Origin of the sequence: Psychrobacter sp. Sarcosine-02u-2 (assembly GCF_002836335.1) — a bacterium.
Classification (GTDB): Bacteria; Pseudomonadota; Gammaproteobacteria; order Pseudomonadales; family Moraxellaceae; genus Psychrobacter; species Psychrobacter faecalis.
In genome coordinates this window covers 48,503-71,936 of sequence record NZ_PJBX01000173.1, presented here as the reverse complement: position 1 = coordinate 71,936, position 23,434 = coordinate 48,503, and the positions used below count along the sequence as shown (strand labels likewise).

The window sequence follows — 23,434 nt, the reverse complement described above, 5'->3', positions numbered from 1 at the left end:
AATAAGTAACTTATAAAGTTAACAGAATAGGTAAATTAAAATATATTTTGTATGGTGATTAAAATAATAAAATGGAAATAATATATTATGAGTATTCAATTAGTATTAAATGAAAATAGTAAATCTGGCGTACCGGTCAAGATTTACACCACGGATATTGAGCAAGAGGCGATGCAGCAGTTATGTAATTTGGCTCAGCTGGAGTTTGTACATTCGCATATCGCGGTGATGCCTGATGTACACGTTGGCAAAGGCGCTACCGTTGGAAGTGTGATTCCAACCAAATCCGCCATCATTCCGGCTGCAGTCGGTGTTGATATTGGCTGCGGTATGAACGCGGTGCGTTTGTCTCTGACGGCAAGCGATTTACCTGATAGTTTAAGGGCATTACGCTCAGTAGTGGAGCAGCAAGTGCCAGTTGGCTTTAATATGCACAAACAAATCCAAGCCAAAAACTCAACGCTTGATCCGTTAGGTAAACGCTTAAAACCGATTACTGATAAGCATCCAGGTTTGCTCAAGATGCTCAAAGGCTTTGAGCGTACGTGGGCAAAGCAACTTGGCACATTGGGTGGTGGCAATCATTTCATTGAGCTGTGCTTAGATGAAAACAATGATGTCTGGGTCATGCTGCATTCTGGTAGTCGCGGCATTGGTAATTGTATTGGTCAGTACTTTATTAATCTTGCCAAAAAAGAGCGTCAATCGCGCTTTGGTCATGTGCCAGATCGGGATTTGTCTTACTTTGCTGAAGGCTCTGATAGTTTTGCTGATTATGTTGAGGCGGTAGGCTGGGTGCAGGATTATGCGCTAGAAAACCGCCGTGAGATGATGCGTTTGGTCATTAAAGCCATGCAGTCACCACAAGCGGGGTTGCCACGTTTTCAGCTGACCAAAGAAGCCATCAATTGCCATCATAACTACGTCAACGAAGAGATGCATTTTGGTGAGCAAGTCTATGTCACGCGTAAAGGCGCTATCAGTGCCTACCAAGGTGAGCTGGGGATTATTCCCGGTTCTATGGGCGCAAAATCCTTTATCGTCCGAGGTCTTGGCAATGATGAGTCGTTTTGCTCGTGCTCGCATGGCGCAGGGCGACAAATGAGCCGAGGCAAAGCCATACGGGCATTTACCATTGATGAGCTCAAAGCGCAAACCGAAGGCGTTGAGTGCCGTAAGGACAAAGGGGTCATCGACGAGATACCCGGTGCTTATAAAGACATTGAAGAAGTGATGGCCAACCAAGCCGACTTAGTCGAAGTGGTGCATACGCTTAAACAGGTCATGTGCATTAAGGGTTAGTTGGTTTTGCAAAACAGATTTAGAGATATTAAAAATATAGGTAACAATATGAGCTTAAAACAAACCTTAAAAAAGGCCAAACAGATTGAACGGCAGCTGGAACAGCAAGATGCCACAGCCAATCAAAACTTACTTGGTGCTATAAAACCGCGAAATTATCTGGCGCTAAATCCACTGCTCAAAAAAGGCGGTATTCATGGAAAAGAAGATATTGATATCGTGCGCAAAAAACGTCGCCGCGAAACCAAGCAGCAATTGCGGAAGACCGATTGGTTATCGCAGTAAAGACAATCAATTTTAACATCCACGCACAAAAAAGCCGCTCCCTACTTAAATAGAGAGCGGCTTTTTTATTTATACAGTTTTTTATAAAGGGTTAAGCCAATACCTCGATAAGCTCGCCTTTTACCATATGCGGACTGACAAAATCGGTCACGCGTACACTGACGATTTTACCCAGTAGTTCATCTACTTTATCAACGTCAAAAGGGAACATCACGGTACGGGTATTGTCTGCTGTGCCGATTAAGCAATCAGGATGACGATTGGCCACTTGCTCGACCAAGACGCGAGTGGTAGTGCCGACCATTTCATGGGTTTTGGCAAGGGTTGAATCGATAATAACCTTTTGAAATTCTGCCAAGCGTGCTTTTTTGGTTGCGAAACTCACATCGTCAGGCAATTCTGCGGCTGGTGTGCCCGGACGCTTAGAATAGATAAAGCTATAAGAGTGATCGAAGTTTAATTCTTTTGCCAAGTTTAAGGTATCTTGAAAGTCCTCATCAGTCTCGCCAGGGAAGCCAATGATAAAGTCACTCGATAGGTGAATGTCAGGGCGTATGGCTTTGAGCTTATTAATCTGATTGATATAAACATCAATGGTATGGTTGCGTTTCATCGCCGCCAAAATAGCATTTGAGCCACTTTGAACCGGTAGATGCAGGTGTGACACCAGCTCTGGCAACTTGGCATAAGCATCGATAATATCATCGGTGAACTCTAGCGGATGGCTGGTGGTATAGCGAATGCGCTCGACACCATCGACATGCGAGACATAATGCAAGAGCTCAGCGAATCGGCAAATACTGCCGTCGTCTTTTTCGCCGCGATAGCCATTGACGTTTTGACCCAGTAAATTAATTTCGCGCACACCTTGGGCAGCGAGGCTATCAATCTCTGCCAAGACATCATCAAGCGGACGCGACAATTCTTCTCCGCGCGTATAAGGCACCACGCAAAATGAGCAATATTTTGAGCAACCTTCCATGATAGATACAAAGGCTTTAAACCCTTCTACTCTTGGTTCTGGTAAAAAATCAAACTTTTCGATACTTGGGAATGACACATCCACCGTACCGATACGGTTTTTAGGCGAGATAGAACGTTGCTCATGCGACTGGTCATACAGCTCTGGCAGACGGTGTAAGGTTTGTGGCCCAAAAACCATATCCACGTAAGGCGCGCGTTTTTGGATATTATCGCCTTCTTGCGAGGCCACGCAGCCGCCAACACCGATAACCAGATCAGGGCGTTTTTCTTTCAATTTGCGCCAGCGCCCCAATTCTGAAAACACTTTTTCTTGCGCTTTTTCGCGAATTGAGCAAGTATTCATTAGTAGCACATCGGCTTCGTCGATATTGTGGGTGACTTCCATACCGTGTGAATCGCCCAATACATCAAGCATTTTGCCAGAGTCATAGACGTTCATCTGACAGCCTTGAGTGGTAACAAAGACTTTTTTCGGCGTACCACTGCCATTGACTGGAGTTTGGGCAGTAAACGCTTGAACAGAGTTTGACGCTTCGAGTGCCGTAACGGCAGGCGCAGTAACCCTGTTCTCAACAGCAGCGTCATCGATGCGGGGATTAAATACAGTAACACTCATAAGCGAAGTCCATGATTGACTAAAAATATAGCGAGGTAGGCGATTAACCGGTGGCGTATTTTATCATAATCTGGCATCAATGTGAAAAGTTAGCATGGGCTTAAACTGTTGACACCATTTGATTATTTATAATAGTATCAATTGCTTATCTATTACCATCACTCAGATAAAGGCTTTTAGCACAATTAAGCCTAGTAAAAGCGCCGTAACACCTTTGTGTTACGCATGGCTATCCAATTTATTAACGAAAAGTAAAGCTGATGGTTGAATGTGCAACGAGTATAGTATGATGCAGACAACCATATCCGCACTATTGTTTAAATGAGCGTTTTAAGCAGGGTGAAAAATCTCATTTCAAGCCTAGACTTAAACTGTTTATTTAGCCAAATTATTTAGACTTATTATAAAGAGAGTCCGTATGTCAAAGCCGCAAGTTGCTCAAAGTATCAAGGATAAAGATGCCAATTATCAAAATCATATGCCTAAAAACCATAAAACAACGATGCTAAAAACCAGTGTGCTGAGTGTGGCAACGGCGATGGGCGCGCTGGTATTGTCGCAAGGGGCTTATGCTGAGCTTACTTGGGGTAATAATACCAGTAGTAATGTCAATAGTTATCCGCAACAAGGCAGCTACCAACCGGACAACTATCAACCACAAAGCTATCAACCTGATAACTATCAAGCGCCAAGCTCACAGCCAAACAGCAATTATCAAGCAAACAGCGGTTACCAAGCCGATAGTGGCGCAAGCTCATTTACAGCAGCAGCTATCGCCGCAGAACGCGGTGATGTCAACGCGCTTTATAATTATGGGCAGGAGATGAGTGGCGGTTTATTTGCTATGTATCCGCCTTATTGGCGTATGAACTTGGACCTAAACTCACAAAGCCCAGCGGCGGTTACACAGTTTGCCCGTCAGTATCCAGAGACGGTAATGGCAGAAAAGCTGGTTGCCGATTTTGCAGAAACCAAAGCGGGTTCCAATGATTATGCCGCCGTACGCCAAGTGGCAAATCTCATTACCAATGCTGATGACAGTGAAAAGTGCGCCGTTGCCCTTGGCTTTAACAATGGCGGCGATAGCATGCGCGCGATGGCGGCCAAGTCCGATGTCTGGCTAACCACCAAAAAACAGCCAGCGCTGTGCGATCAATTGGCGCTAGAGATGAATAATAATGCGCTGATTAGCAATCAAGATAGGGTATCGCGCCTTAAACGTATGCTGCGTAAAGGCAAGACCGGCGACATTATGGCTTTGTCATCAAAGTTGGGTACACCGATTCCTTACTCGTCGTTAAGTGAAATTCAGCTCAATCCCTCAGCATTTTTTAGCCGTTTTGCTCGCGAGCCAAACAGTCAGATGAATCAATATCTGTATTTGTATGCCATGGGGCGCTTGGCAGAAAAGTCCTACCGTGAGGCAGCGCTACAATTAGATTTTGATGTGAAACAAGACAATCAGCGTGCAGCGAAGTTATTAAACGATGACACCCGTCGCTATGCTTATCGCATTCTTGGCGTTCAGCGTATGAACCACAATACTGACGATGGTTTTAATGTGGAAGCGGTCGATTGGTTCCGTAATAGCTTAGATAATGATTTTAGCTTTGAAGAAGCCGAATATTATGCCATGGCGGCGATTCGTTTTAGTCGTTGGGATGATGTGGTCGAAGCCATCTCGAAAATGGATGCTGAAACGCAAAAAACCAATCAATGGCAATATTGGTTGGCGCGTGCTTATGAGCAATCAAGTGATGCCAACAAACGCAACACTGCCAAAAAAATGTATCAAAATCTTGCAAAAAGCAATGAATACTATGGTTTGATGGCCAAGGATAAAGTCGGTCAACGTTTTGATGCCAGCCGCTTAGGTGGCAGTAATTTGCCTAACGTTAGTAGCACTGAGCGCGCCCGCGTCATGCAAAACCCGCACTTTGCACGGGCGTTTGCTCTATATAATGCCGATGCCAGCCGCGCTTATGCCAATCGCGAGTGGAACTGGGCGGTGAAAAAAGCACGTGACAATCGCGATAATAATTTGATTATTGCGGCCGCGCGTCAAGCCTATGATATCGGTTGGCTCGATCGAGCAATTTATGCCATTGATAATACTGATACGGTAAATAACTTGGCTCTATCACATCCGATGCCGCACCAATCGGCGGTCGTGCGCCATAGTCAATCGGCTGGTATCGATCCGGCATGGGCGTATGGCATCATGCGTCAAGAGAGTCGTTTTGTCTCGTCGGCGCGCTCAAACGTTGGCGCGAGCGGGCTAATGCAAGTCATGCCTGATACCGCTAAATATATCGCACGTAATTTGGGCGAAACTTATAGCGCCAGCCGTGCCAATAGTGGCGATACCAATATCCGTTATGGCACCTGGTATATGGGCGATATCTTTGGTAAATTGAACAGCCAGCCAGTTTTGGCCACAGCGGGTTACAATGCCGGACCCAACAATGCCAAACGTTGGCAGCCAGTTTATGGCTCACTTGCGGCCGACCAATATGTCGAGTCGATTGCCTTTCCTGAAACGCGCAATTACGTCAAGCATGTAATGGAAAACGCCACCATCTATAGCAGTTTGCTAGGTCGCGGTCAGCCTATCAGTCAGCGCATGGGAACCATTCCCGCCGCCTTCTAATTCTCTTTGTTTTCTTAAAAAGCCATTAATTGCTCGCTGTTAATGGCTTTTTTATGGCGCTAGTTTAACAGCAGTAATCGCTTCACAAATCCATGTTTACGTTTCTGCTATAGATTAAAAAAAGCAATTTGCTACCATTGTTTGAGTTTCCGTCTGAATTTTCTGTTGGCTCACTCCCAGCCTGCGGACTCACTCCCAGAAGGCTAAATACTTTCGAGCGACCTAATGTGATCAGTGTCTTAGTTTGGATTGTGGAAATTAATGAATCCTAAAAGCTCCTATTCGTCATTGCTAGATGCTTTAACTTCTTATGATTAAAAAATATTTCAAGTTGCCCATATCGTCGCAAGCTAAGCGTCAATTAACTCTTCAGACAAAGGTGGGCTCGATGTCAAAGACAGCGCTATCAGAGCATTTTCATAAATATTGGTTACGTACAAAGTATGACAATAAAGGTAATGCTGCACTTGGTATAAGCGCTTTGCTATTGTTGCAGGGTGCAATAACGCTGCCAGCCCAAGCGGCGAATGCCAGTAAACCGGGTCAGCGAGTGTTGATGATTGAGATGACGCCAGCGTTATGTAGCTTACAGCCAACGCGCGCACGTATGCGTCAGTGTTTAGAAGGCTATTCGCTTACCGTTTCAGGTCTCGATATGGGCTATGGCGAGCGCTGCGGCCGTGGCAGTGAGCCACGCTTGACGCCCTTACAATTAAAAGTTGTCAACCGTATCATGCCTGATACCACGGTGCGTACCCAAGCATGGCAACGCTATGGCGCTTGTAGCCCTCTTAGCGCCAGTAGTTATTTTCGCCAAATTACCAATTATGCTGGCGACTTAAAGCTACCGAATGAGTTAAATACAGGCAACAGCTATACGGTGTTAAAATCGCGCTTTGTCGGTCAGATGACCCGCTTGAATAATGGTATGTCAGCGAATAGCGTGGATTTGATTTGTCAGGTAGGCACGCGCCGGCAAATGGTATTGACTGATGTGCACGTATGTTATGAAGGCAGCTCATTCGGCACTTGTAGCAATGTCGTCGACAACTGCGGTAGTAAGTTTATTATTTCAGGCGGAAAATAATTCTATTTTGACATTGAGTTATTGCGCATTAACCACCTTCTTTCTGCCTTTAATGAATAAAACAGTAAAGTACAAATGGCAAAAATATAGGCAATTTTTCTTATAACTCCCTCAAAATCTTAGCCATTATTCTGTCTAAAACGCTTTTTCGTCGTCTTTTAATACTTCTTTTGCACCTTTCTTGAAGTTCCTCTAACGCCTTATTCCTCTAATGTTGTGCCAAAAATCTCATTATCTATCTGTATAAAATGTAACAATATAATTTGTATTGTCCGCAAACGCGTTCGCGCTTTCTCTAGACGGTTAATAGGCTGAGGTGCTACACTAGTGAACGGTTTATGACTGCTATATTCAGCGAGCAGGTCGCTATCTCAAACGATATTCATCAATCAAAACCATCTATTACAACCATCCATTAGAATTGTGAATTATCTAATCTATAATTAGGGAGTATTCAATGTCAATGAAACAGCCTTTACGTGTTGCCGTCACTGGTGCCGCTGGTAATATCAGCTATGCTATGTTATTTCGTATTGCATCTGGTGAAATGCTAGGTAAAGATCAGCCAGTTATCTTGCAATTGCTTGAAATCACGCCAGCTCTTGACGCCCTAAAGGGTGTGGTCATGGAATTAGAAGACTGTGCATTCCCATTATTGGCAGACATCGTGCAAACTGATGATGCAACTGTTGCCTTTAAAGACGTCGACTATGCACTATTGGTTGGCGCGCGTCCTCGTGGCCCAGGCATGGAACGTAAAGATTTGCTAGAAGCCAACGCGGCGATTTTCTCAGCGCAAGGTAAAGCATTGAACGATGTTGCTAGCCGTGACGTAAAAGTATTGGTGGTCGGTAACCCTGCCAACACCAACGCTCTTATTGCTCAGCGCAATGCACCAGACCTAGATCCACGCAACTTCACTGCTATGACGCGCCTAGACCACAACCGTGCCATCGCCCAGTTGGCTGGTAAAACAGACAGCACTGTCAATGACGTGAAAAAAATGATTATCTGGGGCAACCATTCATCAACTCAGTACCCAGACCTAACGGCTGCGACTGTTAACGGTAAACCAGCGTTAGATTTGGTTGACCGTGATTGGTACGAAAACACCTATATCCCAGAAGTACAACAACGCGGCGCTGCTATCATCAAAGCTCGCGGTGCGTCATCTGCCGCTTCTGCTGCCAACGCTGCCATCGCGCATATGCGTACGTGGGCTCTTGGTAGCGATGAGAACGATTGGGTTTCTATGGGCGTTTACTCAAACGGCGAATACGGTATTGCTGAAGGCTTAATCTACTCATTCCCAGTGACTTGCAAGAATGGCGACTGGTCTATCGTAGACGGCGTTGATGTCTCATCTGATTTCTCAAAAGAGAAAATGGCAGCCACCGAGCAAGAGCTTAGCGAAGAGCGTGATGCCGTAGCACACCTGCTTCCTTAAGCAATCAATTTGCTAAAGCTAATATATAAGCATGAAGCTAAATAATCGTTAAGCTAAAAAGCCCTCTTATTAGAGGGCTTTTTTGTGGCTTAAATAATAGACAATACAATTGATAACGTTAGCTAAACGTTGATTTACAGCTATTCAAATAAAGCTTGCTACAATAAAGTGGTAAATCCAAACAATAAACACAATTAAATCTGTATCATTTAAGGAGAAAAGGTATGTTGGGTGAACCAGAATATAGTATGAATGAACTTTTTGCGCAATTGGGGCTGGATAGCTCAGATGAAGCAATAGATGCATTTATTGAAAAGAATAAATTGGCCAAAGAAGAAGAGCTCACCGATGCGCATATTTGGAACGACAATCAACGCGCTTTTTTAAAAGAAGAATGGTTTAAGGATGCGGCTTGGGTAGAGACTATTGACGAATTAAATGTACGTTTACATCCTGAAGCCTAAAAATAATAAAGTATAGACATAAAAAGTAGTACCGTAAATAAAACCCACAAACGTTATGAACGCTGTGGGTTTTTTTATTATCGGTCTGATAATGATAGCTATCTATTTAATCAGGCTGCTGAGCACGCCATTCAAGTAAATCAATCACGTCATTATGAATGCCTGCTTTTAACGCCTCTAAACTTTCATAATGGCGCTCACCATGCAAATAATGCAAAAAGCGTACCTGCAAGGTTAAGCCGTATAAGTCTGCTTGCAGCTTAGGAAAGTGTACTTCTAAGCGCCAATCATGTTCTTTATCTACCGACGGTCTGATACCAAGATTGGCAGTACCAAATAAGCTATGCGGACGTAGACCTTTCACTCCTGAGTTTTCATTATCAGTGAGTGCGGTTAGACCATCTGGTATGACATTGCCATTGTCATCGAGACTAACAACATCGACAGCAAAAATACCATGTAAGGCAGGTTTAATGCGTTTTAAATCAACGTTTGCAGTAGGGAAGTCCATGGTACGACCGATTTTATCACCACCAATGACGACGCCTGTCATCGCATAATCACGACCCAGTAGGGCGTTAGCCGCATCGATATCGCCTGCCATCAATAAGTCTCGGATACGCGTCGAGCTAATGCGCGCGCCTTTACCTTTATCATCGATAACGGTGTGCAGATTGGTCACCTCTAAGCCATAATCGCGTAGAAACTGACTGTCACCAGTACGGTCATGACCAAATTTAAAGTCATCACCCAATACCAAGGCTTGGACATTTAGGCGCAGTGCCAAAATATCGGCGAATGCCTGCGCTGATAGCGAGCGAAAATCGCTATCGAAGCTGGCAACAATCAGCGTCTCGATGCCGTATTCTGCCAGCAAAGCTTGCTTTTCGGCAAGATTGGTGAGGCGAGCAGGCGCGGTCGCTGGCGCAAAGAACTCACGCGGTTGCGGCTCAAATATCATGACAGCCGAGCCAAGATTTTGCGCTTTGGCAAGCTCACGCACTTGCGACAGCATCGCTTGATGACCTAAATGGACGCCATCAAAGTTACCAATAGTCAGTACGCAGGGCGGCAACGCTACTGGGCTGCTATCGGCCGGTAAAGCGTTTGGCAACGCCATCAGTTGCTCAAGAAAATAGGTGTTCATAAATGTCAGCTATGATAGATAAGACCAATAAAAAATGAAAAACACACCGCGACTAAAACAAACTTTTAAAACAGATGTGTCTAAAAGCAGCCATTATAAAGTAAAATAGCCCTACTAACATCCTATAGTCTGTTGTTAATCAAACAACCATGCTAACAGCTAAACGTCTATTAATCACTTATCCCTATTTTTATTATTATCTATGAATATTCATGATGGAAACGCTATGCCTGCTGCTGTCTCTACGACTGATTATGATAATGGCTATGACTCTATACAGCCTACATCAGCCGTCTATAAACTTAACGAGCGCTTTATAGTGCAGCTCGCCAGTCAAGACGACTTACCCGCAATTTTAGCCATTTATAACCAAAGTATCGCCGGCAAGCAAGCAACCGCTAATCTCACACCCGTGACTTGCGCAGAGCGGCAAGGTTGGTTTGATGAGCATATAAATAGTGCCACGCGACCTATTTATATTGTTAGAGCTGTGGTTGAAGATGCAAAGGTAAGTGTCGAAGAAACGGTATCGCCAATCGTCGCTTGGGGCAGCTTTAGCGATTTATATACACGGCCCGCTTATCATATCAGCACGGAGATTAGTATCTACTTACATCAAGAGTATCATGGTCAAGGATTGGGCAGCTTTTTGACCCGCTGGATGCTGACGCAAGCGCCGAGCTTAGGTATCCATAACGTGGTTGCGCTTATCTTTGCGCACAATCAGCCAAGCTTAGGATTGTTCCGTAAACTTGGCTTTGAGCAGTGGGGCTATATGCCAAAGGTTTGTGATATGGAGGGTTTTATTGCCGATGTCGTGATGCTTGGTAAAGCGGTCATTGCCGATAGTAATGACCAATTAAAATAGCGATGACTAATGAAGATAGCAGTGACCAGTAACCATGCCAGATAAAAGATATTTAACGAAGAGCAGTCAGATACCTTATCCTAAAATCTTCCATTTGCCGTCGATTTTTTGTAGCTCATAAGTCAATGGCGCAGGCTTACTTTGACCTCTTAACATAATCTCACCAGTGATGGTTGCACGGGTTTTATCATCGTTGTATTTAGTATCAGTAAAAGTCACACCATCAACGGTTTGCTGAAATGCGGATTGCGTTTTGGCAAGCTCTTCCTCAAAGTTCGCCATGTCGACTTTATAATACGTTGCAGCTTGTTTAGCGTCGCCATAATACAAACTGTCTAATGCTTTTTTAACCGTATCTTCTGGCGTGCCATTTTGAGTTGGATTGGTCACCAAGCTTTTTTGCTTACTATCAGCAGTTACTGGATTGATATTATCGCTCGTGATGATGGTTTTATCTTGAGTGCTATCTGTTACTTGCGCATCTTCACTCATATTATCCGTACCCAATGATTTTGCTTCGTCAGCCACAGTGTCATTAGATGTTTCAGTGATTGCTGTAGTGTCTTCATTATTATTGACAGCAGTCTCAGTGTCGCCCTTATCATTATTGCTACAACCACTTAAAAGTAGTCCAGTAGACAGGATGCCAACAGTCAGTAAACTTGGTAAGCGTGACAAGGTTGTTGATAAAGCTGTCTGTGAAGTTGGTGATTTAATCGTCATGTTAGTCCCCAAAATTATGTATTTAGTAGTAATTATGGCAACTATCAGCCGCATTCACTGTCAATTCTCATACCTAGCTTGTTTTGGTTTGGTAAGTTAAAGCGTTGTTCAGTGCTTAACAACGAGTGCTTAATAATAAGTGCTTAACCATGCTTTAGCTGGCGCGGACGGAAACCTGTTGCTAGTAGCACGACGCCATAAACCACCGCACCAACGACGCACATAATCAGCAGCGCAACGATACGTTTCCACTGCGCATCATTGGTTGGGAAATAGGGCAGCATGACATAAAGCACCGCAACCATAGAGGCGGTAGAAAGCCCAAACTGGCCAAACAGCTTTTTCCAATGACTGCCAAAGCGGAAAATCTCGCGCTTATGCAAGAAGTAATATAACAAGCCTGCGTTCACAAATGCCGCACCCGTCGTTGCCAATGCCAAACCACCATGTAGCGGCATATCTAAGAAATAAAAGATACCGATAAAAATCACACTAAAAATCATATTGGCAAAGACGGAGATAATACCGATTCTGACTGGCGTTCTGGTGTCTTGACGGGCAAAAAAGGCGGGCGCGAAGATTTTAATTAACATAAAACCTAAGATGCCGCCTGCCATGCTTTTTAGCGCCAGTGAGCTCATTTGTGCATCGCGTAGGGTAAATTCGCCACGTAAAAACAGCGCTTGCATGAGTACGTCAGAGAGTATAAACAGTGCTGCCGATGCCGGTACGCCGACCAAAATAATTAAGCGCGCTGCCCAGTCGATGGTCTTTTTGAAGCTGACGTCGTCTTTTTGCGCTTCACTTTTCGATAGACTTGGTAAAATAACCGTACCGATTGCCACCCCAATTAAGCCAAGTGGCAACTCGCTCATACGCTCAGCAGCATATAACCAAGAAACCGAACCGCCAATCATTAATGAGGCAAATACGGTGTTGAGCAGCAAATTAATCTGGGTGACAGAAACGCCAAAAATAGCCGGCAGCATCAATTTCAAAATACGGCGCACGCCTTCGTGTTGAAAGTCTATTTTTGGGGCGACCAGTAGTTTTTGTTGCGAGAGCTGTGGTAGTTGTATCAATAACTGCAATAAACCTGCGATAGCGACGGAATAACCCAGCGCCATAATAGGCACATCAAACATCGGCGCAAACACTAGAGCACCACCAATCATACATAGATTTAGCAAAACAGGCGCAAAGGCGGGCGCGGCAAAACGCCCGTAGCTTTGTAAAATACCGCTGGCAAAAGCGGTCATAGAAATAAACAATAAATAAGGGAAGGTTAGGCGCAGCAATTCAGCAGTGATAGCAAATTTATCGGGCTGATCAGCAAAGCCTGGGGCAAATAAGGTCACTACCCAAGGGGCGATTAATATCACCACGACCGTCAGCATTGATAATACTAGCAATAGCGCCCCTGACGTGCGACTGACTAAAATCTGTACCTGCTCTAAACTATATTTTTCTTTATATTCAGACAGTACAGGAACAAACGCTTGGCTAAAGGCCCCTTCGGCAAATAGGCGGCGTAAAAAGTTGGGAATCTTAAAGGCGACCAAAAAGGCGTCCATCAGACCGCCGGCGCCAAAGACGCCTAACAAGACGACATCACGCACCAAACCTAAGATACGCGACAGCATGGTCATACTACTGACCACCATGGTTGAACGAAATAACCGACTTTTTGCCATGAGAACCTATTTTGCTAATTTGTTTGCTGATGGTTGTTTGCTAATGTAGCATTGTTGAAAAACTGACGGATTATAGCACTTTCATTGTCCTGATAAATGGATTGAATGTGGAATAACATCTGTCGTTTACAGAAATTTTAATAAGAGTGTTTACTCAATCTTGGTTGTAAAGTGATGACTGACTTGCAATATGGCGGGTAACCATCTCTCGCAACTTTGTCCATTCAAAATAATCACCGGGGTCAGTTTTGCGACCGGGCGCGATATCACTATGACCAGTAAGATGCCTACGAGTTTTTGGATAAGCGTCATAGATAGCGACGATAACTTTGGCAAGTGTTTCGTATTGAGCCGCGCTAAAGGACACAAAATCTGAGCCTTCAAGCTCAATGCCAATGCTATAATCATTACATTCAGGGCGACCCAAGTAGCTGGAGCGCCCAGCATGCCACGCGCGTTCGTTAAAATCGACAAACTGGGTAATCGCGCCATCTCGCTCTATAAATAAATGTGCTGAGACTTCTGCACCTTTAATAGTTTGAAAATATGGATGCGCCTCCCAGTCTAATTGATTGGTAAACAAGGCTTTGACATAATGTAGACCGTCAGCATCACAAGCGCCAAACTCATTGGGCGGCAAGCTAATATTGTGAATAACGATAGCATCAATCGCGATATTTTCAGGACGTTTATTAAAGTTGGGCGAGGCAAGCCAAGTCGCAGCGGATAATCGACCGGCATGGATAGTCATTGGCGATGCTATGGACATAATACTCTCTTCTATAATGTGATAATAAGTGCGCAGTAAATACTATTAGTTATATTTTATTATCAATAAATGGCGCATTTAACTAAAAATAACCTTTAAAAAAAGTTGTTTAAAATGTTTTAAGACAGTGATACATCATATCACTCTAATAATTCGATAGAATTCTAACGCGTTACGCGTCTGACCCCTACAGTGCGAGATGTTACTCATGTCCATATATTCAAAATATTCGAACCTTTTGGCGCTAGATTGTACGCCAACAAACACGCCAACAAACATTGGCAGGCGAGCGCATTTGCCGCTTACCATAGCTGGACTGCTACTGACCGCGCAAGCACAGGCGTTTTTGCCAACGCCCGCGTCTCTTGTGACGACAGGGGAGTTGGCGCTGGATGCCAATGAAACTATTGATAGCAACTTGGTCACTACATCACAAAATGCTGAGCCAATATTATCGACTTATACGAAGCCCATTGTTGCCAAAGCAAATGCCGAAACAAATAATATCATCGAAGAAAGTCACAGCCCAAAGATAGAGGTAGCTTCTTCTACATCTCATACTAAAAATATTAATAACGCCGATACAGAGCAGCTATTAGCATCATGGCGCGCGCACGCACAAGTAAAAAATCTTGCCCAACATATAACATGGCGACGGTTATTATATTTCTTTGATGATCAAAGGAATCTAATCGGCAAGAAAAAAGACAGCAGTATCGTTGATGATGATGCATTTTACTTAAGTAAAAATGGACAGCATGATTCAGCGGCCGAGCTTGATGCCTTGCTCGTTGCCCTTGCTGACGAAATGGCTACGACTCCGGATAATAGGACTGCTAATAGCAAGCTTTCTAATCCTACCGCTCAAAATTCAGTACAAAGCTCAGTACTATGCCGTTTTCCCGCGCGCGTACAATGGCTGACTGATACACTCAATATCGACAAAAGCGGCTTGCAAACCGACTGTCCAGAGCTGAATGACTGGATGCAAAAGCTGGCACCTGAGCAGCTGTCTATTATGTTTGCACAAGAATATTTAGACAATCCTATTTCAGCCTTTGCTCATACATTATTGCGTATTGACTCTAAAGCCAGCGTTGCCGATCCAAGCCAAATTCATCATGCGGTTGCGTTAAATTATACGGTAGGTGGCGACTCAAGCGATAACTTTTTGGTCTATGCCATCAAATCGATGAGCGGTGGTTATGACAATTTGATTGAAATTGACCCATATCCGGAGAAGCTGGCGAAATACCTGCAAGAAGATGAGCGCGATGCGTGGACCTATCAATTGGATTTGACCCCAGCGGAAGTGCAGCAAATTATGCTGCATGTTTGGGAGATCAAGGATTTGAAGTTGCCATATTACTTTACCACTGATAACTGTGCGTCTGAGATTTTACGCTTGATTGATGTAGTACGCCCGCAGCAGCATTTATTAAGCCGCCTACCTTATGCGGTTATTCCCTCAGATGTCGTGCAATTGCTCGATAGCGAAAATCTACTTGCCAGCACCAATTATACGCCCGCCGATAGCACCTTGCGTCAAGCGCAGTTAAACAAGGTTAAAGAGCAGCGTGCGCAATTGGGCTATCATAATAGTGCTAAGCAGACGCTGAATGAGATTAAATCTGCTCAGTCTAATGCTGTCTCAAGCATAGCCGCTGACGGTCAGACATTGCTCCCACGGCTTATTACAGTAGCGGATAACAATCCGATAGACAGACATCCCTTGCAACTGGGATTTATCGGGCTAGGGCAGCGCGGTGATAATAATTATATTGATTTAGGCGTGCGCGCAGGTTATCACGATACCCTTGACCGTCCGTCAGGTTTCCCGCAGTTCTTTGATTTAGAAGGCGCGGCTGCAACCTTGCGTCTGTATGACAGCGATAATGATAAGGCCAATCATCCAAGTAGTGTGGTCTTGCAAAATGTGACCTTGGTGCGCGGTCGCTCGTTCAATCCAGTCAATTCTGCCAAAAAAGGTAAAACCTGGGGCGCAAGTATCGAAGCGACACGCGTAAATGACGGCTCACAGCAAGAGGGTAGCGATCATTTAGTCGGCAGTTTGGGCTATGAGACGGGTTGGTCATGGGCGTTTGGCACCCCTAGCGCGGGCACAGGCGAGATGCCGCCGCAGCTATGCTATACATTCTTGGCAGGTACGGCGCAAGCAGGCCGCGGTATTAATAAAGGCTATCGTGTCGGCGCAGGCGTCAATGCTGGTTGCCGTTATCAGATTAACAATCAGTTACGTGCGCAGGCTGAATTGCAACTGCCATATTGGTATCATGGCAGCAGCGACGAGTCTAATGCCCGTGGGCATTATTGGCAGCCGATATCGACGTTAGGGCTGCAATACGATATTGATAAAAAACAAGCGTTACGTATCAATGCCAACTACGAATGGCAAGATCGTATCGATGCCAAAGAAGACATACAGCTGTCGTATAGACGCTATTTTTAGCATCTTTTATGAAAAGCCGTTTTATTAATAAAGGTTTTAATAGACAGTCCTCACAAGCAGTTATCGAACAAAGGATAAATGATGAGTACGCAAAATTTACTAATTATTGGTCAAGGTGATATCGGCTTACCCGTCACCAATAAGCTCGCTCAAGACGGCCTAAACGTCATGGGGCTGGCACGCCGTGAGCGTCATCATTATGATATCCATGATTCAGCTAAGTTTTTGCAAGCCGATGCGTTAACGCTCAGCGCTGAGCAGCTGCAAGACTTTACTGCGATAGCGATTATCGTCACCCCTGATGACTATTCGACCAGCGGTTATCATGACAGTTACTTAGCCATCAGCCAGCATTTGGCAACATTGGCGGATAAACTAACCAACCTTACGCGCGTTGTTTTTATCTCATCAACGGGTATCTATGGGCAGGATAATGGCGCATGGATTGATGAAAATACCGCCCCTGTAACGCCAGAGCGTGAAGCTTCGCAAGTGATATTGCAAGCAGAACAAGTATTGCAACAAGGTTTCGGTAATAAGGCGATTATCATTCGCCCGAGTGGTATTTATGGACGCGAGCGCCTGATGCGGCTGCGTAAAGCCCGCGAGGAACAAAAAGAGCCAGTGGCAGCAGCGCACTGGAGCAATCGCATTATGGATCGTGATTTGGTTACTATTATTGCCAATGTCATGACCATAGGCACGCCAAAACCACTTTATATCGCTACTGATTATGCACCAGTCACCACTTTTGAGCTGAGCACTTGGTTAAGTGAACAAATAGATGCAAAGCCGCCTGCTATGGATAATTCAAAAACGAAAGTAACGGGAAAACGTTTGCATAGCAATATTCCGTTAGCGTGGCTGGACTATCCTGATTGGCAAGCAGGTTATCGAGATATTTTGCAGCATCAAGAGCAAAAACAACATCAAAAGTAAAATGACTGTTTGATTGCTTTTATTTTTACATCTTTTAAATTGGTAAGCCTAGGGAACATCTATGACTCAGCATTCTACTTCTGACGATGGTTTATCCAGTGCTGATTCTATGGCAGAGGAGCAATTTGCAGAAGGTTATGCTGAGCAGTCCGCTCATTTAGCAAATAGTCAGCAGCCGGCGATTGTCCATCCTAATTTTGATCCTAAGCGTTTGCCACTCGATCCTGCTCGGCCATTGACTGATATTCCAGAGCCTGCGCGGCGCTTAAATGGTCAGCTGCGCCGCTTATATGGCAGCTCGGCACGTTTTTATCAGCCTAAGACGGACCGCTTATCGAAATGGGCGCTAGTGGCTTCAGAAGCATTGGCCGAGCATTTATCACTGCTCAGTGCGGCAAAGCTGATTGAGTTGCCCGAGAGTTTTTATCACAATCATAGCGATCAGCCGTTATTATCGCCATTGACTGATATGACGTTGCTTGATATGGCAGATATTCAGCGCGCGCTACAGGCATACCCAAAGCTGACACGTTATGGGTTTGCGAGTGTCGATAGCATAAATATTGATAATAATATTAATAAGCCTTTAAAGACAGAATCCCTACGAGCATTGACCAGACGTTATAATCCTGATGAGCTGCTTAATAGCGTCTATGCTGACGATTGGCAAGTGGTATTGCAGCCGCAGCAATTTGACAGCGGCGCGGGCAGTTTGGCGACCGATATTATGGCTTGTAGTGTCGCCGTCCATGCTTTAAAGCAATGCGGTACGCGCAGAACCATCAATCACAGCTACAGCGCGGCGCAAATTTGTCAGCATCTGCGTAGTTATTTGCTCAGTCAAATAGTGTTTGAGCCCGCACAGCGCCATGCTTATCGTCAAGTGCGCTTATTTACGGGGCATATTATCGTTGCTGCCTATCATTTAGGCTGGGACATACAAGTCAGTCACGATGGGCAATGCTACTTTACTATCTCATCGCGCTGCGGATTATTGACGCGTTATGCGAATATGCAAGATTATGATATCAACGGTTGGTCAAGTTAAGCCGACGCGACTATAATGCCTTGCACAACTTTTTGATTGTTCAATTTTCATTTTTCTTTGCTGATAGGAAGACCCTATGCTGAATGCCGCCACGCTTAATAACGCTCAACATGCACAAAACGCCTCATTTTCATCGCATCAATTTATCCAATTGGCTTTAGACAATCAGGTCTTAAAATTTGGCGAGTTTGTGCTTAAGTCTGGACGTATTAGTCCATACTTTTTTAATGCAGGTTTGCTGGCGTCAGGTGAGATGTTATCGTTATTAGCCCGTGGTTATGCCGATGCCTTAGCGGAAAAGATGGCTGAACAAATGGCAGCTAGTGATAATGGTACAAATGAGCAAGAGCTGGTCATTTTTGGAGCGGCTTATAAAGGCATACCCTTTGTCGCCGCAACCGCACAAGCGTTATGGCTACACCATGGCATCAATGCTAAATGGGGCTATAACCGTAAAGAAGCCAAAACCCATGGCGAAGGTGGTAATTTAGTCGGCGCTGATGTCAGTGGCAAGGCCGTCTGGGTGCTTGATGATGTGATTACCGCTGGTACGGCAATGCGCGAAGTGGTTGAGATTTTGGAGCAAGCGGGCGCCAGGGTGGCTGGTATTATCGTTGCGCTTGACCGTAAAGAAAAAGGTTTAGCGGAGCGCTCTGCTATTCAAGAGTTGGCAGAAACCCTAGACGTGCCGGTACGTGCCTTGGTCGATATTGACGATTTAATCAGCTACTTAGCAGGAAGTAGCACAGATAAAGATGCTGCCCAGCTTGCAAAAATGCAGCATTACCGCGCCCAGTACGGCGTATAATTTATCGCAAATGTGGCTGCACTCAGGTCATGTTTAAATAAAGTTTAAGTGACATTTGAGCCATACGCTATGTCCTCAATGTCTTTGAGATGTTTGCTTAAATAATTAATACTATAACGAAAGTGAGCCTTATCATGAGCCAAGAACAACAAAAAAAATCGTTAAAAATACTGGTCATTATGGATCCAATTGAGCTGGTCAATTATAAAAAAGATACCACGCTGGCGATGATGTGGTCGGCGCAAGACCGTGGGCACAGCCTTGGCTACTGTCAGATTCATGATTTATGGCTAGACCGTGGGCAATTGATGGTCGATAGCCAGCCGGTGACAGTCAAGCGTGACCCCGAGGATTTTTATGCGTTAGGGGATAAAGCGACAGCGCCAGTCAGCGACTATGATGTGATTTTGATGCGTAAAGATCCGCCGTTTGACATGCGCTTTATTTATGCCACTTATATGCTTGATCATGCTAAAGCCGCAGGCGTGTTGGTGGTGAATGACCCACAAGCGATTCGTGATTGTAATGAGAAGCTGTTTGCGACGTGGTTTAGCGATTATATGAGCCCAACGATTGTGACCAGTAAACAGGCGCATATTCGTCAATTTATCGCTGAGCAGCAAGACGTTATCGTTAAGCCATTAGATGGTATGGGCGGTACGGGCATCTTCCGTTTGACCGCTGACAGTCCGAATATCGGCGTGACGCTGGAGATTTTAACGGAACTTGAGACGCTACCTATTATGGCGCAGCGTTATTTGCCAGAGATTAAGCAAGGTGATAAGCGTGTGTTAATCGTCGATGGTGAAGTGGTCGATTATAGCTTGGCGCGTATCCCGGTAAAAGGTGAGACGCGCGGAAATCTTGCCGCCGGTGGTAGTGGGGTTGCGATGCCGCTCACCGATATCGAGCGCCAAGTAGCAGAGGTAGTGGCACCGATTGTCAAAGAAAAAGGGCTAATGTTCGTCGGTTTAGACTTAATCGGTGGCCGTATCACTGAAATTAACGTCACCAGTCCAACCTGTGTGCGTGAGATTGATGACCAATGCGGTACTGATATTGCAACTGACTTTATTGTCGCTATCGAGAAAAAACTGGCTGTTTAAGCTATTTATTCTAAAGTATTGGTCTAAATAAAGCCTTTAAACGATAAGTTTAGGCAACGCCGTAAGGATAGAGTAATTTATCACTAAGCTATGTGCACAATACTTAAAAAACAGTGTGCTAAGCTATAATGATAGACCGTATCTCTTAATAGCACTTTTAAAAAGTGATAAAAAATCATGAAAAATGATTTTTTGACCTGTTAAGTGAATTTATAAAAGCCAAGCCGCGATGAATCACGGCTTGGATTTTTATTATTCATACGGCACAAAATGCTGTCTATCCGGCAGCGATTTACACTATACTATGCGGGCTTTTATAAGGCTGTTTTGGTTCGATAGATAGCGCAATCAAAAGATAATAAGTCTTTCATATACATAAAGAAAAGATAGGCAGACGTTCATGAAAACACCGCATATATTAATGATGGCTGCGGGGACAGGCGGGCATGTATTTCCAGCGCTAGCAGTTAGCGAAGAATTGACCAAGCGCGGCGCTGTTATTCACTGGCTGGGTACGCCACATGGCATGGAAAATCGCTTGGTTGCACCGACTGGCTATCCTTTTCATGCGATTGATATGCAAGGGCTGCGCGGTAAAGGCGTAGGGCGCTTGCTTAAGTTACCGGTTAATTTGTTGTCAGCGACGATGGCGGCGATCAAAGTCATCCGTGGCAATCAGATTGATGTGGTTGTTGGTTTTGGCGGATATGTCACCGCGCCCGGCGGTATTGCGGCGCGCTTAACCAAAACGCCGCTAATTATCCATGAACAAAATGCCATTGCAGGCATGAGCAATCGCTATTTGGCCAAGATGGCGACCAAGGTCATGCAAGCGTTTGAGAATACCTTTGCGAATAGCCAGCATGATAGCAAGATTGAAACGGTGGGAAATCCCGTGCGCAATGCTATTAGCGGAGTTGCCGAGCCTAGTGTGCGTTACGATGTTAATGATAACTCGCCGCTTAAACTGTTGGTGGTTGGTGGTTCGCTTGGCGCGCAAGTGTTAAATGAGACGCTGCCAAAAGCATTGGCTTTGCTTGACCGTCCGTTTGAGGTGCGTCATCAATGTGGACGCGATAATGAAACCGCTACGCAAGCGGCGTATGATAGTGAAGCGTTAAGCGCTCATCAGTTTACTGTGCAGCCATTCATCGATGATATGGCAGCGGCGTATAATTGGGCTGATATCGTGGTTTGTCGAGCGGGGGCATTGACGGTGACGGAAATTCAAAATGTTGGGATAGCGGCAATATTTGTCCCGCTACCAAGCGCCGTTGATGATCATCAGACCGCCAATGCGCGCACCTTGACCGAGCACCAAGCAGGGATTTTGTTGCCACAAAGCGAGCTAACTCCTAACAAGCTGAGTAATGAGCTCAATATGCTAGATAGACGCGCTTGTTTGGAAATGGCAGAAAAAGGCCATGCGCTTGCCAATCGTCAAGCTTGTCAGCGAGTTGCCGATATTATCTGGCAAGCGTTATAAAAACTGATTGTTTTGTTTATTATTTTTATTACTTATTATTAACCAAATTTGTTCGTCTTCAATAAAGAGAAAACCCTATGCCGACCTCTGCTAAATCTTTAACCAAACGTTTGATTGAAATACCAGAAATGCGCCGTATCCAGCATTTGCATTTTGTTGGCATTGGTGGCTCGGGGATGTGTGGTATCGCTGAAGTGATGAACAATCAAGGTTATACAGTCAGTGGTTCGGATATTGCTGAAAGCTTGGTGACGAAGCGCCTAGCACAGATTGGTATTGATATCGCGATTGGGCATGATTCCAAAAATATCGCCAATGCCGATGTCATCGTCGTCTCATCTGCCATCGACCGTAGCAACCCTGAAGTAAAGGCAGCGCTTGAAGCGCGTCTGCCTGTGGTACGCCGTGCAGATATGCTCGGCGAGTTGATGCGCTATCGTCATGGTATCGCTGTAGCGGGCGCGCATGGTAAAACCACCACCACCAGTCTGCTGACGACGATGATGGCAGAAGGTAAGCTCGATCCGACTTATGTCATTGGTGGTAAATTAAATGCTTCTGGTAAAAATGCCGCGCTTGGTAGCAGCCGTTATTTAATTGCCGAAGCCGATGAATCTGATGCGTCGTTTTTAACTTTGCATCCGATGGCGGCGATTGTCACCAATATTGATCAAGACCATATGGAAACCTATGGCAACAGTTTTGATAAATTAAAAGCCGCTTATATCCAGTTTTTACAAAATATGCCGTTTTATGGTTTAGCGGTGGTCTGCGGTGACGACCCTGAATTGTACGCTATGATTGATGACATCGGGCGTCCGGTATTAACCTTTGGGCTTGAGCCGTTTAACGATGTACAGGCGGTTGATTTGGTCAGCGAAGGTACAAAAACTCACTTTACCGTGCTACGCCGTGATCGCGAGCCATTACGTCTGACTTTGAATATCCCCGGTGTACACAACGTTTATAATGCACTGGCTGCTATTACCATGGCAACCGACGAAGGCGTCGACGATGAAGCAATTACCCGCGCCCTACAAAAATTTGCCGGTGTCGGTCGCCGCTTTGAGCAGCAAGCGTCTGTAGAGATAGACGATGGTAACGTCTTGCTGATTGATGATTATGGTCACCATCCAAGAGAAGTCGATGCCACTATAAAAGCGGCGCGTCAAAGCTTCCCTGAGCGCCGCTTAGTCATGATGTTCCAGCCGCACCGCTATAGCCGTACGCGTGATTGCTTTGATGATTTTGTCGAAGTGCTTTCAAGCGTTGATGAGTTGTTGTTATTGGACGTTTATCCTGCTGGTGAAACTCCGATTGCGGGCGCTGATACCAAAGCCTTGGCACGCAGTATCCGTTTGCGCGGCGCCGTTGAGCCAACGATTATCGATAAAGCTAATATCGCCCCGGTCATGCAGCGTTTGCTCAAAGCCAATGACATGCTAATCACCCAGGGGGCAGGAAATGTCGGACAAATAGCAGTCGAATTGGCCGCTAATAATCTATATATCAAACAAGCCGCAAAAGAATTTTAGGAATAA

At 45.0% G+C, this 23,434-nt stretch carries 19 protein-coding genes; 14 read left to right on the top strand and 5 right to left on the bottom strand.

Features of this window, described 5'->3' with window-relative positions; translation table 11 throughout:
- Positions 1–87: 87 nt before the first annotated feature.
- Entirely contained in the window at positions 88–1,302 is a 1,215-nt protein-coding gene (locus CXF58_RS10825; RefSeq protein WP_102077495.1) for an RtcB family protein, read from the top strand.
- A 48-nt stretch (positions 1,303–1,350) separates the two neighbouring features.
- On the top strand, positions 1,351–1,587 hold the full coding sequence (locus CXF58_RS10820; protein ID WP_102077494.1) for a hypothetical protein: 237 nt from the start codon (positions 1,351–1,353) through the stop codon (positions 1,585–1,587).
- Positions 1,588–1,678: 91 nt separating this feature from the next.
- Here the strand turns inward: CXF58_RS10820 and miaB are convergent, their stop codons facing one another.
- A complete protein-coding gene (gene miaB, locus CXF58_RS10815) occupies positions 1,679–3,187 on the bottom strand; it encodes a tRNA (N6-isopentenyl adenosine(37)-C2)-methylthiotransferase MiaB (RefSeq protein WP_102077493.1) in 1,509 nt (502 codons plus the stop codon).
- Between the two features lie 418 nt (positions 3,188–3,605).
- Between miaB and CXF58_RS10810 the strand changes: the two genes are divergently transcribed.
- The 4 genes from CXF58_RS10810 (at position 3,606) to CXF58_RS10795 (ending at position 8,835) form a co-directional block, all read left to right on the top strand.
- Entirely contained in the window at positions 3,606–5,837 is a 2,232-nt protein-coding gene (locus CXF58_RS10810) for a lytic transglycosylase domain-containing protein (RefSeq protein WP_102077492.1), read from the top strand.
- A 388-nt stretch (positions 5,838–6,225) separates the two neighbouring features.
- Positions 6,226–6,924, top strand: a complete 699-nt coding sequence (locus tag CXF58_RS10805) for a T2 family ribonuclease (protein ID WP_225211620.1) — start codon at positions 6,226–6,228, stop codon at positions 6,922–6,924.
- A gap of 463 nt (positions 6,925–7,387) precedes the next feature.
- On the top strand, positions 7,388–8,371 hold the full coding sequence (locus CXF58_RS10800) for a malate dehydrogenase (protein ID WP_102077509.1): 984 nt from the start codon (positions 7,388–7,390) through the stop codon (positions 8,369–8,371).
- A 224-nt stretch (positions 8,372–8,595) separates the two neighbouring features.
- Entirely contained in the window at positions 8,596–8,835 is a 240-nt protein-coding gene (locus CXF58_RS10795; protein WP_102077491.1) for a DUF2789 domain-containing protein, read from the top strand.
- Between the two features lie 106 nt (positions 8,836–8,941).
- Here the strand turns inward: CXF58_RS10795 and ribF are convergent, their stop codons facing one another.
- A complete protein-coding gene (ribF, locus tag CXF58_RS10790) occupies positions 8,942–9,982 on the bottom strand; it encodes a riboflavin biosynthesis protein RibF (protein ID WP_102077490.1) in 1,041 nt (346 codons plus the stop codon).
- A 226-nt stretch (positions 9,983–10,208) separates the two neighbouring features.
- Between ribF and CXF58_RS10785 the strand changes: the two genes are divergently transcribed.
- On the top strand, positions 10,209–10,850 hold the full coding sequence (locus CXF58_RS10785) for a GNAT family N-acetyltransferase (protein WP_102077489.1): 642 nt from the start codon (positions 10,209–10,211) through the stop codon (positions 10,848–10,850).
- A 75-nt stretch (positions 10,851–10,925) separates the two neighbouring features.
- Here CXF58_RS10785 and CXF58_RS10780 read toward each other — a convergent pair whose 3' ends face one another.
- The 3 genes from CXF58_RS10780 to ampD all read right to left on the bottom strand — a co-directional run bounded on the left by CXF58_RS10780 (position 10,926) and on the right by ampD (position 14,036).
- On the bottom strand, positions 10,926–11,573 hold the full coding sequence (locus CXF58_RS10780; RefSeq protein WP_102077488.1) for a hypothetical protein: 648 nt from the start codon (positions 11,571–11,573) through the stop codon (positions 10,926–10,928).
- 143 nt (positions 11,574–11,716) lie between these two features.
- The gene (gene murJ / locus CXF58_RS10775; protein WP_068403772.1) at positions 11,717–13,267 is read right to left on the bottom strand and encodes a murein biosynthesis integral membrane protein MurJ; all 1,551 of its coding nucleotides are present in this window, start codon (positions 13,265–13,267) and stop codon (positions 11,717–11,719) included.
- A 154-nt stretch (positions 13,268–13,421) separates the two neighbouring features.
- A complete protein-coding gene (gene ampD, locus CXF58_RS10770; protein ID WP_068403774.1) occupies positions 13,422–14,036 on the bottom strand; it encodes a 1,6-anhydro-N-acetylmuramyl-L-alanine amidase AmpD in 615 nt (204 codons plus the stop codon).
- A gap of 208 nt (positions 14,037–14,244) precedes the next feature.
- On the opposite strand from ampD, the gene CXF58_RS10765 reads away from it, so the two are divergent.
- The 7 genes from CXF58_RS10765 to murC all read left to right on the top strand — a co-directional run bounded on the left by CXF58_RS10765 (position 14,245) and on the right by murC (position 23,428).
- The gene (locus CXF58_RS10765; protein WP_227678601.1) at positions 14,245–16,506 is read left to right on the top strand and encodes an Lnb N-terminal periplasmic domain-containing protein; all 2,262 of its coding nucleotides are present in this window, start codon (positions 14,245–14,247) and stop codon (positions 16,504–16,506) included.
- Positions 16,507–16,587: 81 nt separating this feature from the next.
- Positions 16,588–17,445 carry an SDR family oxidoreductase gene (locus CXF58_RS10760; protein WP_102077487.1) on the top strand — a complete coding sequence of 286 codons (858 nt, stop codon included), beginning with the start codon at positions 16,588–16,590 and terminating at the stop codon, positions 17,443–17,445.
- Positions 17,446–17,506: 61 nt separating this feature from the next.
- Entirely contained in the window at positions 17,507–18,493 is a 987-nt protein-coding gene (locus CXF58_RS10755) for a hypothetical protein (RefSeq protein WP_068403778.1), read from the top strand.
- A 76-nt stretch (positions 18,494–18,569) separates the two neighbouring features.
- Positions 18,570–19,301, top strand: coding sequence for an orotate phosphoribosyltransferase (gene pyrE / locus CXF58_RS10750; protein WP_068403780.1), 732 nt, complete (start codon positions 18,570–18,572; stop codon positions 19,299–19,301).
- 134 nt (positions 19,302–19,435) lie between these two features.
- The gene (gene gshB / locus CXF58_RS10745; RefSeq protein WP_068403781.1) at positions 19,436–20,407 is read left to right on the top strand and encodes a glutathione synthase; all 972 of its coding nucleotides are present in this window, start codon (positions 19,436–19,438) and stop codon (positions 20,405–20,407) included.
- 400 nt (positions 20,408–20,807) lie between these two features.
- Positions 20,808–21,893, top strand: a complete 1,086-nt coding sequence (gene murG / locus CXF58_RS10740) for an undecaprenyldiphospho-muramoylpentapeptide beta-N-acetylglucosaminyltransferase (protein ID WP_068403783.1) — start codon at positions 20,808–20,810, stop codon at positions 21,891–21,893.
- Between the two features lie 77 nt (positions 21,894–21,970).
- Positions 21,971–23,428, top strand: a complete 1,458-nt coding sequence (gene murC / locus CXF58_RS10735) for a UDP-N-acetylmuramate--L-alanine ligase (protein WP_068403785.1) — start codon at positions 21,971–21,973, stop codon at positions 23,426–23,428.
- The last annotated feature ends 6 nt before the right edge of the window (positions 23,429–23,434 follow it).

What these genes read in the sequence shown, in the direction of transcription:
- ampD (WP_068403774.1), bottom strand. Translation starts at nt 14,036, where the DNA reads ATGTCCATAGCATCGCCAATGACTATCCATGCCGGTCGATTATCCGCT.
- CXF58_RS10800 (WP_102077509.1), top strand. Translation starts at nt 7,388, where the DNA reads ATGAAACAGCCTTTACGTGTTGCCGTCACTGGTGCCGCTGGTAATATC.
- CXF58_RS10785 (WP_102077489.1), top strand. Translation starts at nt 10,209, where the DNA reads ATGCCTGCTGCTGTCTCTACGACTGATTATGATAATGGCTATGACTCT.
- murJ (WP_068403772.1), bottom strand. Translation starts at nt 13,267, where the DNA reads ATGGCAAAAAGTCGGTTATTTCGTTCAACCATGGTGGTCAGTAGTATG.
- CXF58_RS10795 (WP_102077491.1), top strand. Translation starts at nt 8,596, where the DNA reads ATGTTGGGTGAACCAGAATATAGTATGAATGAACTTTTTGCGCAATTG.
- gshB (WP_068403781.1), top strand. Translation starts at nt 19,436, where the DNA reads ATGAGCCAAGAACAACAAAAAAAATCGTTAAAAATACTGGTCATTATG.
- CXF58_RS10825 (WP_102077495.1), top strand. Translation starts at nt 88, where the DNA reads ATGAGTATTCAATTAGTATTAAATGAAAATAGTAAATCTGGCGTACCG.
- pyrE (WP_068403780.1), top strand. Translation starts at nt 18,570, where the DNA reads ATGCTGAATGCCGCCACGCTTAATAACGCTCAACATGCACAAAACGCC.
- ribF (WP_102077490.1), bottom strand. Translation starts at nt 9,982, where the DNA reads ATGAACACCTATTTTCTTGAGCAACTGATGGCGTTGCCAAACGCTTTA.
- CXF58_RS10755 (WP_068403778.1), top strand. Translation starts at nt 17,507, where the DNA reads ATGACTCAGCATTCTACTTCTGACGATGGTTTATCCAGTGCTGATTCT.
- murC (WP_068403785.1), top strand. Translation starts at nt 21,971, where the DNA reads ATGCCGACCTCTGCTAAATCTTTAACCAAACGTTTGATTGAAATACCA.
- miaB (WP_102077493.1), bottom strand. Translation starts at nt 3,187, where the DNA reads ATGAGTGTTACTGTATTTAATCCCCGCATCGATGACGCTGCTGTTGAG.
- CXF58_RS10765 (WP_227678601.1), top strand. Translation starts at nt 14,245, where the DNA reads ATGTCCATATATTCAAAATATTCGAACCTTTTGGCGCTAGATTGTACG.
- CXF58_RS10810 (WP_102077492.1), top strand. Translation starts at nt 3,606, where the DNA reads ATGTCAAAGCCGCAAGTTGCTCAAAGTATCAAGGATAAAGATGCCAAT.
- CXF58_RS10820 (WP_102077494.1), top strand. Translation starts at nt 1,351, where the DNA reads ATGAGCTTAAAACAAACCTTAAAAAAGGCCAAACAGATTGAACGGCAG.
- CXF58_RS10805 (WP_225211620.1), top strand. Translation starts at nt 6,226, where the DNA reads ATGTCAAAGACAGCGCTATCAGAGCATTTTCATAAATATTGGTTACGT.
- murG (WP_068403783.1), top strand. Translation starts at nt 20,808, where the DNA reads ATGAAAACACCGCATATATTAATGATGGCTGCGGGGACAGGCGGGCAT.
- CXF58_RS10780 (WP_102077488.1), bottom strand. Translation starts at nt 11,573, where the DNA reads ATGACGATTAAATCACCAACTTCACAGACAGCTTTATCAACAACCTTG.
- CXF58_RS10760 (WP_102077487.1), top strand. Translation starts at nt 16,588, where the DNA reads ATGAGTACGCAAAATTTACTAATTATTGGTCAAGGTGATATCGGCTTA.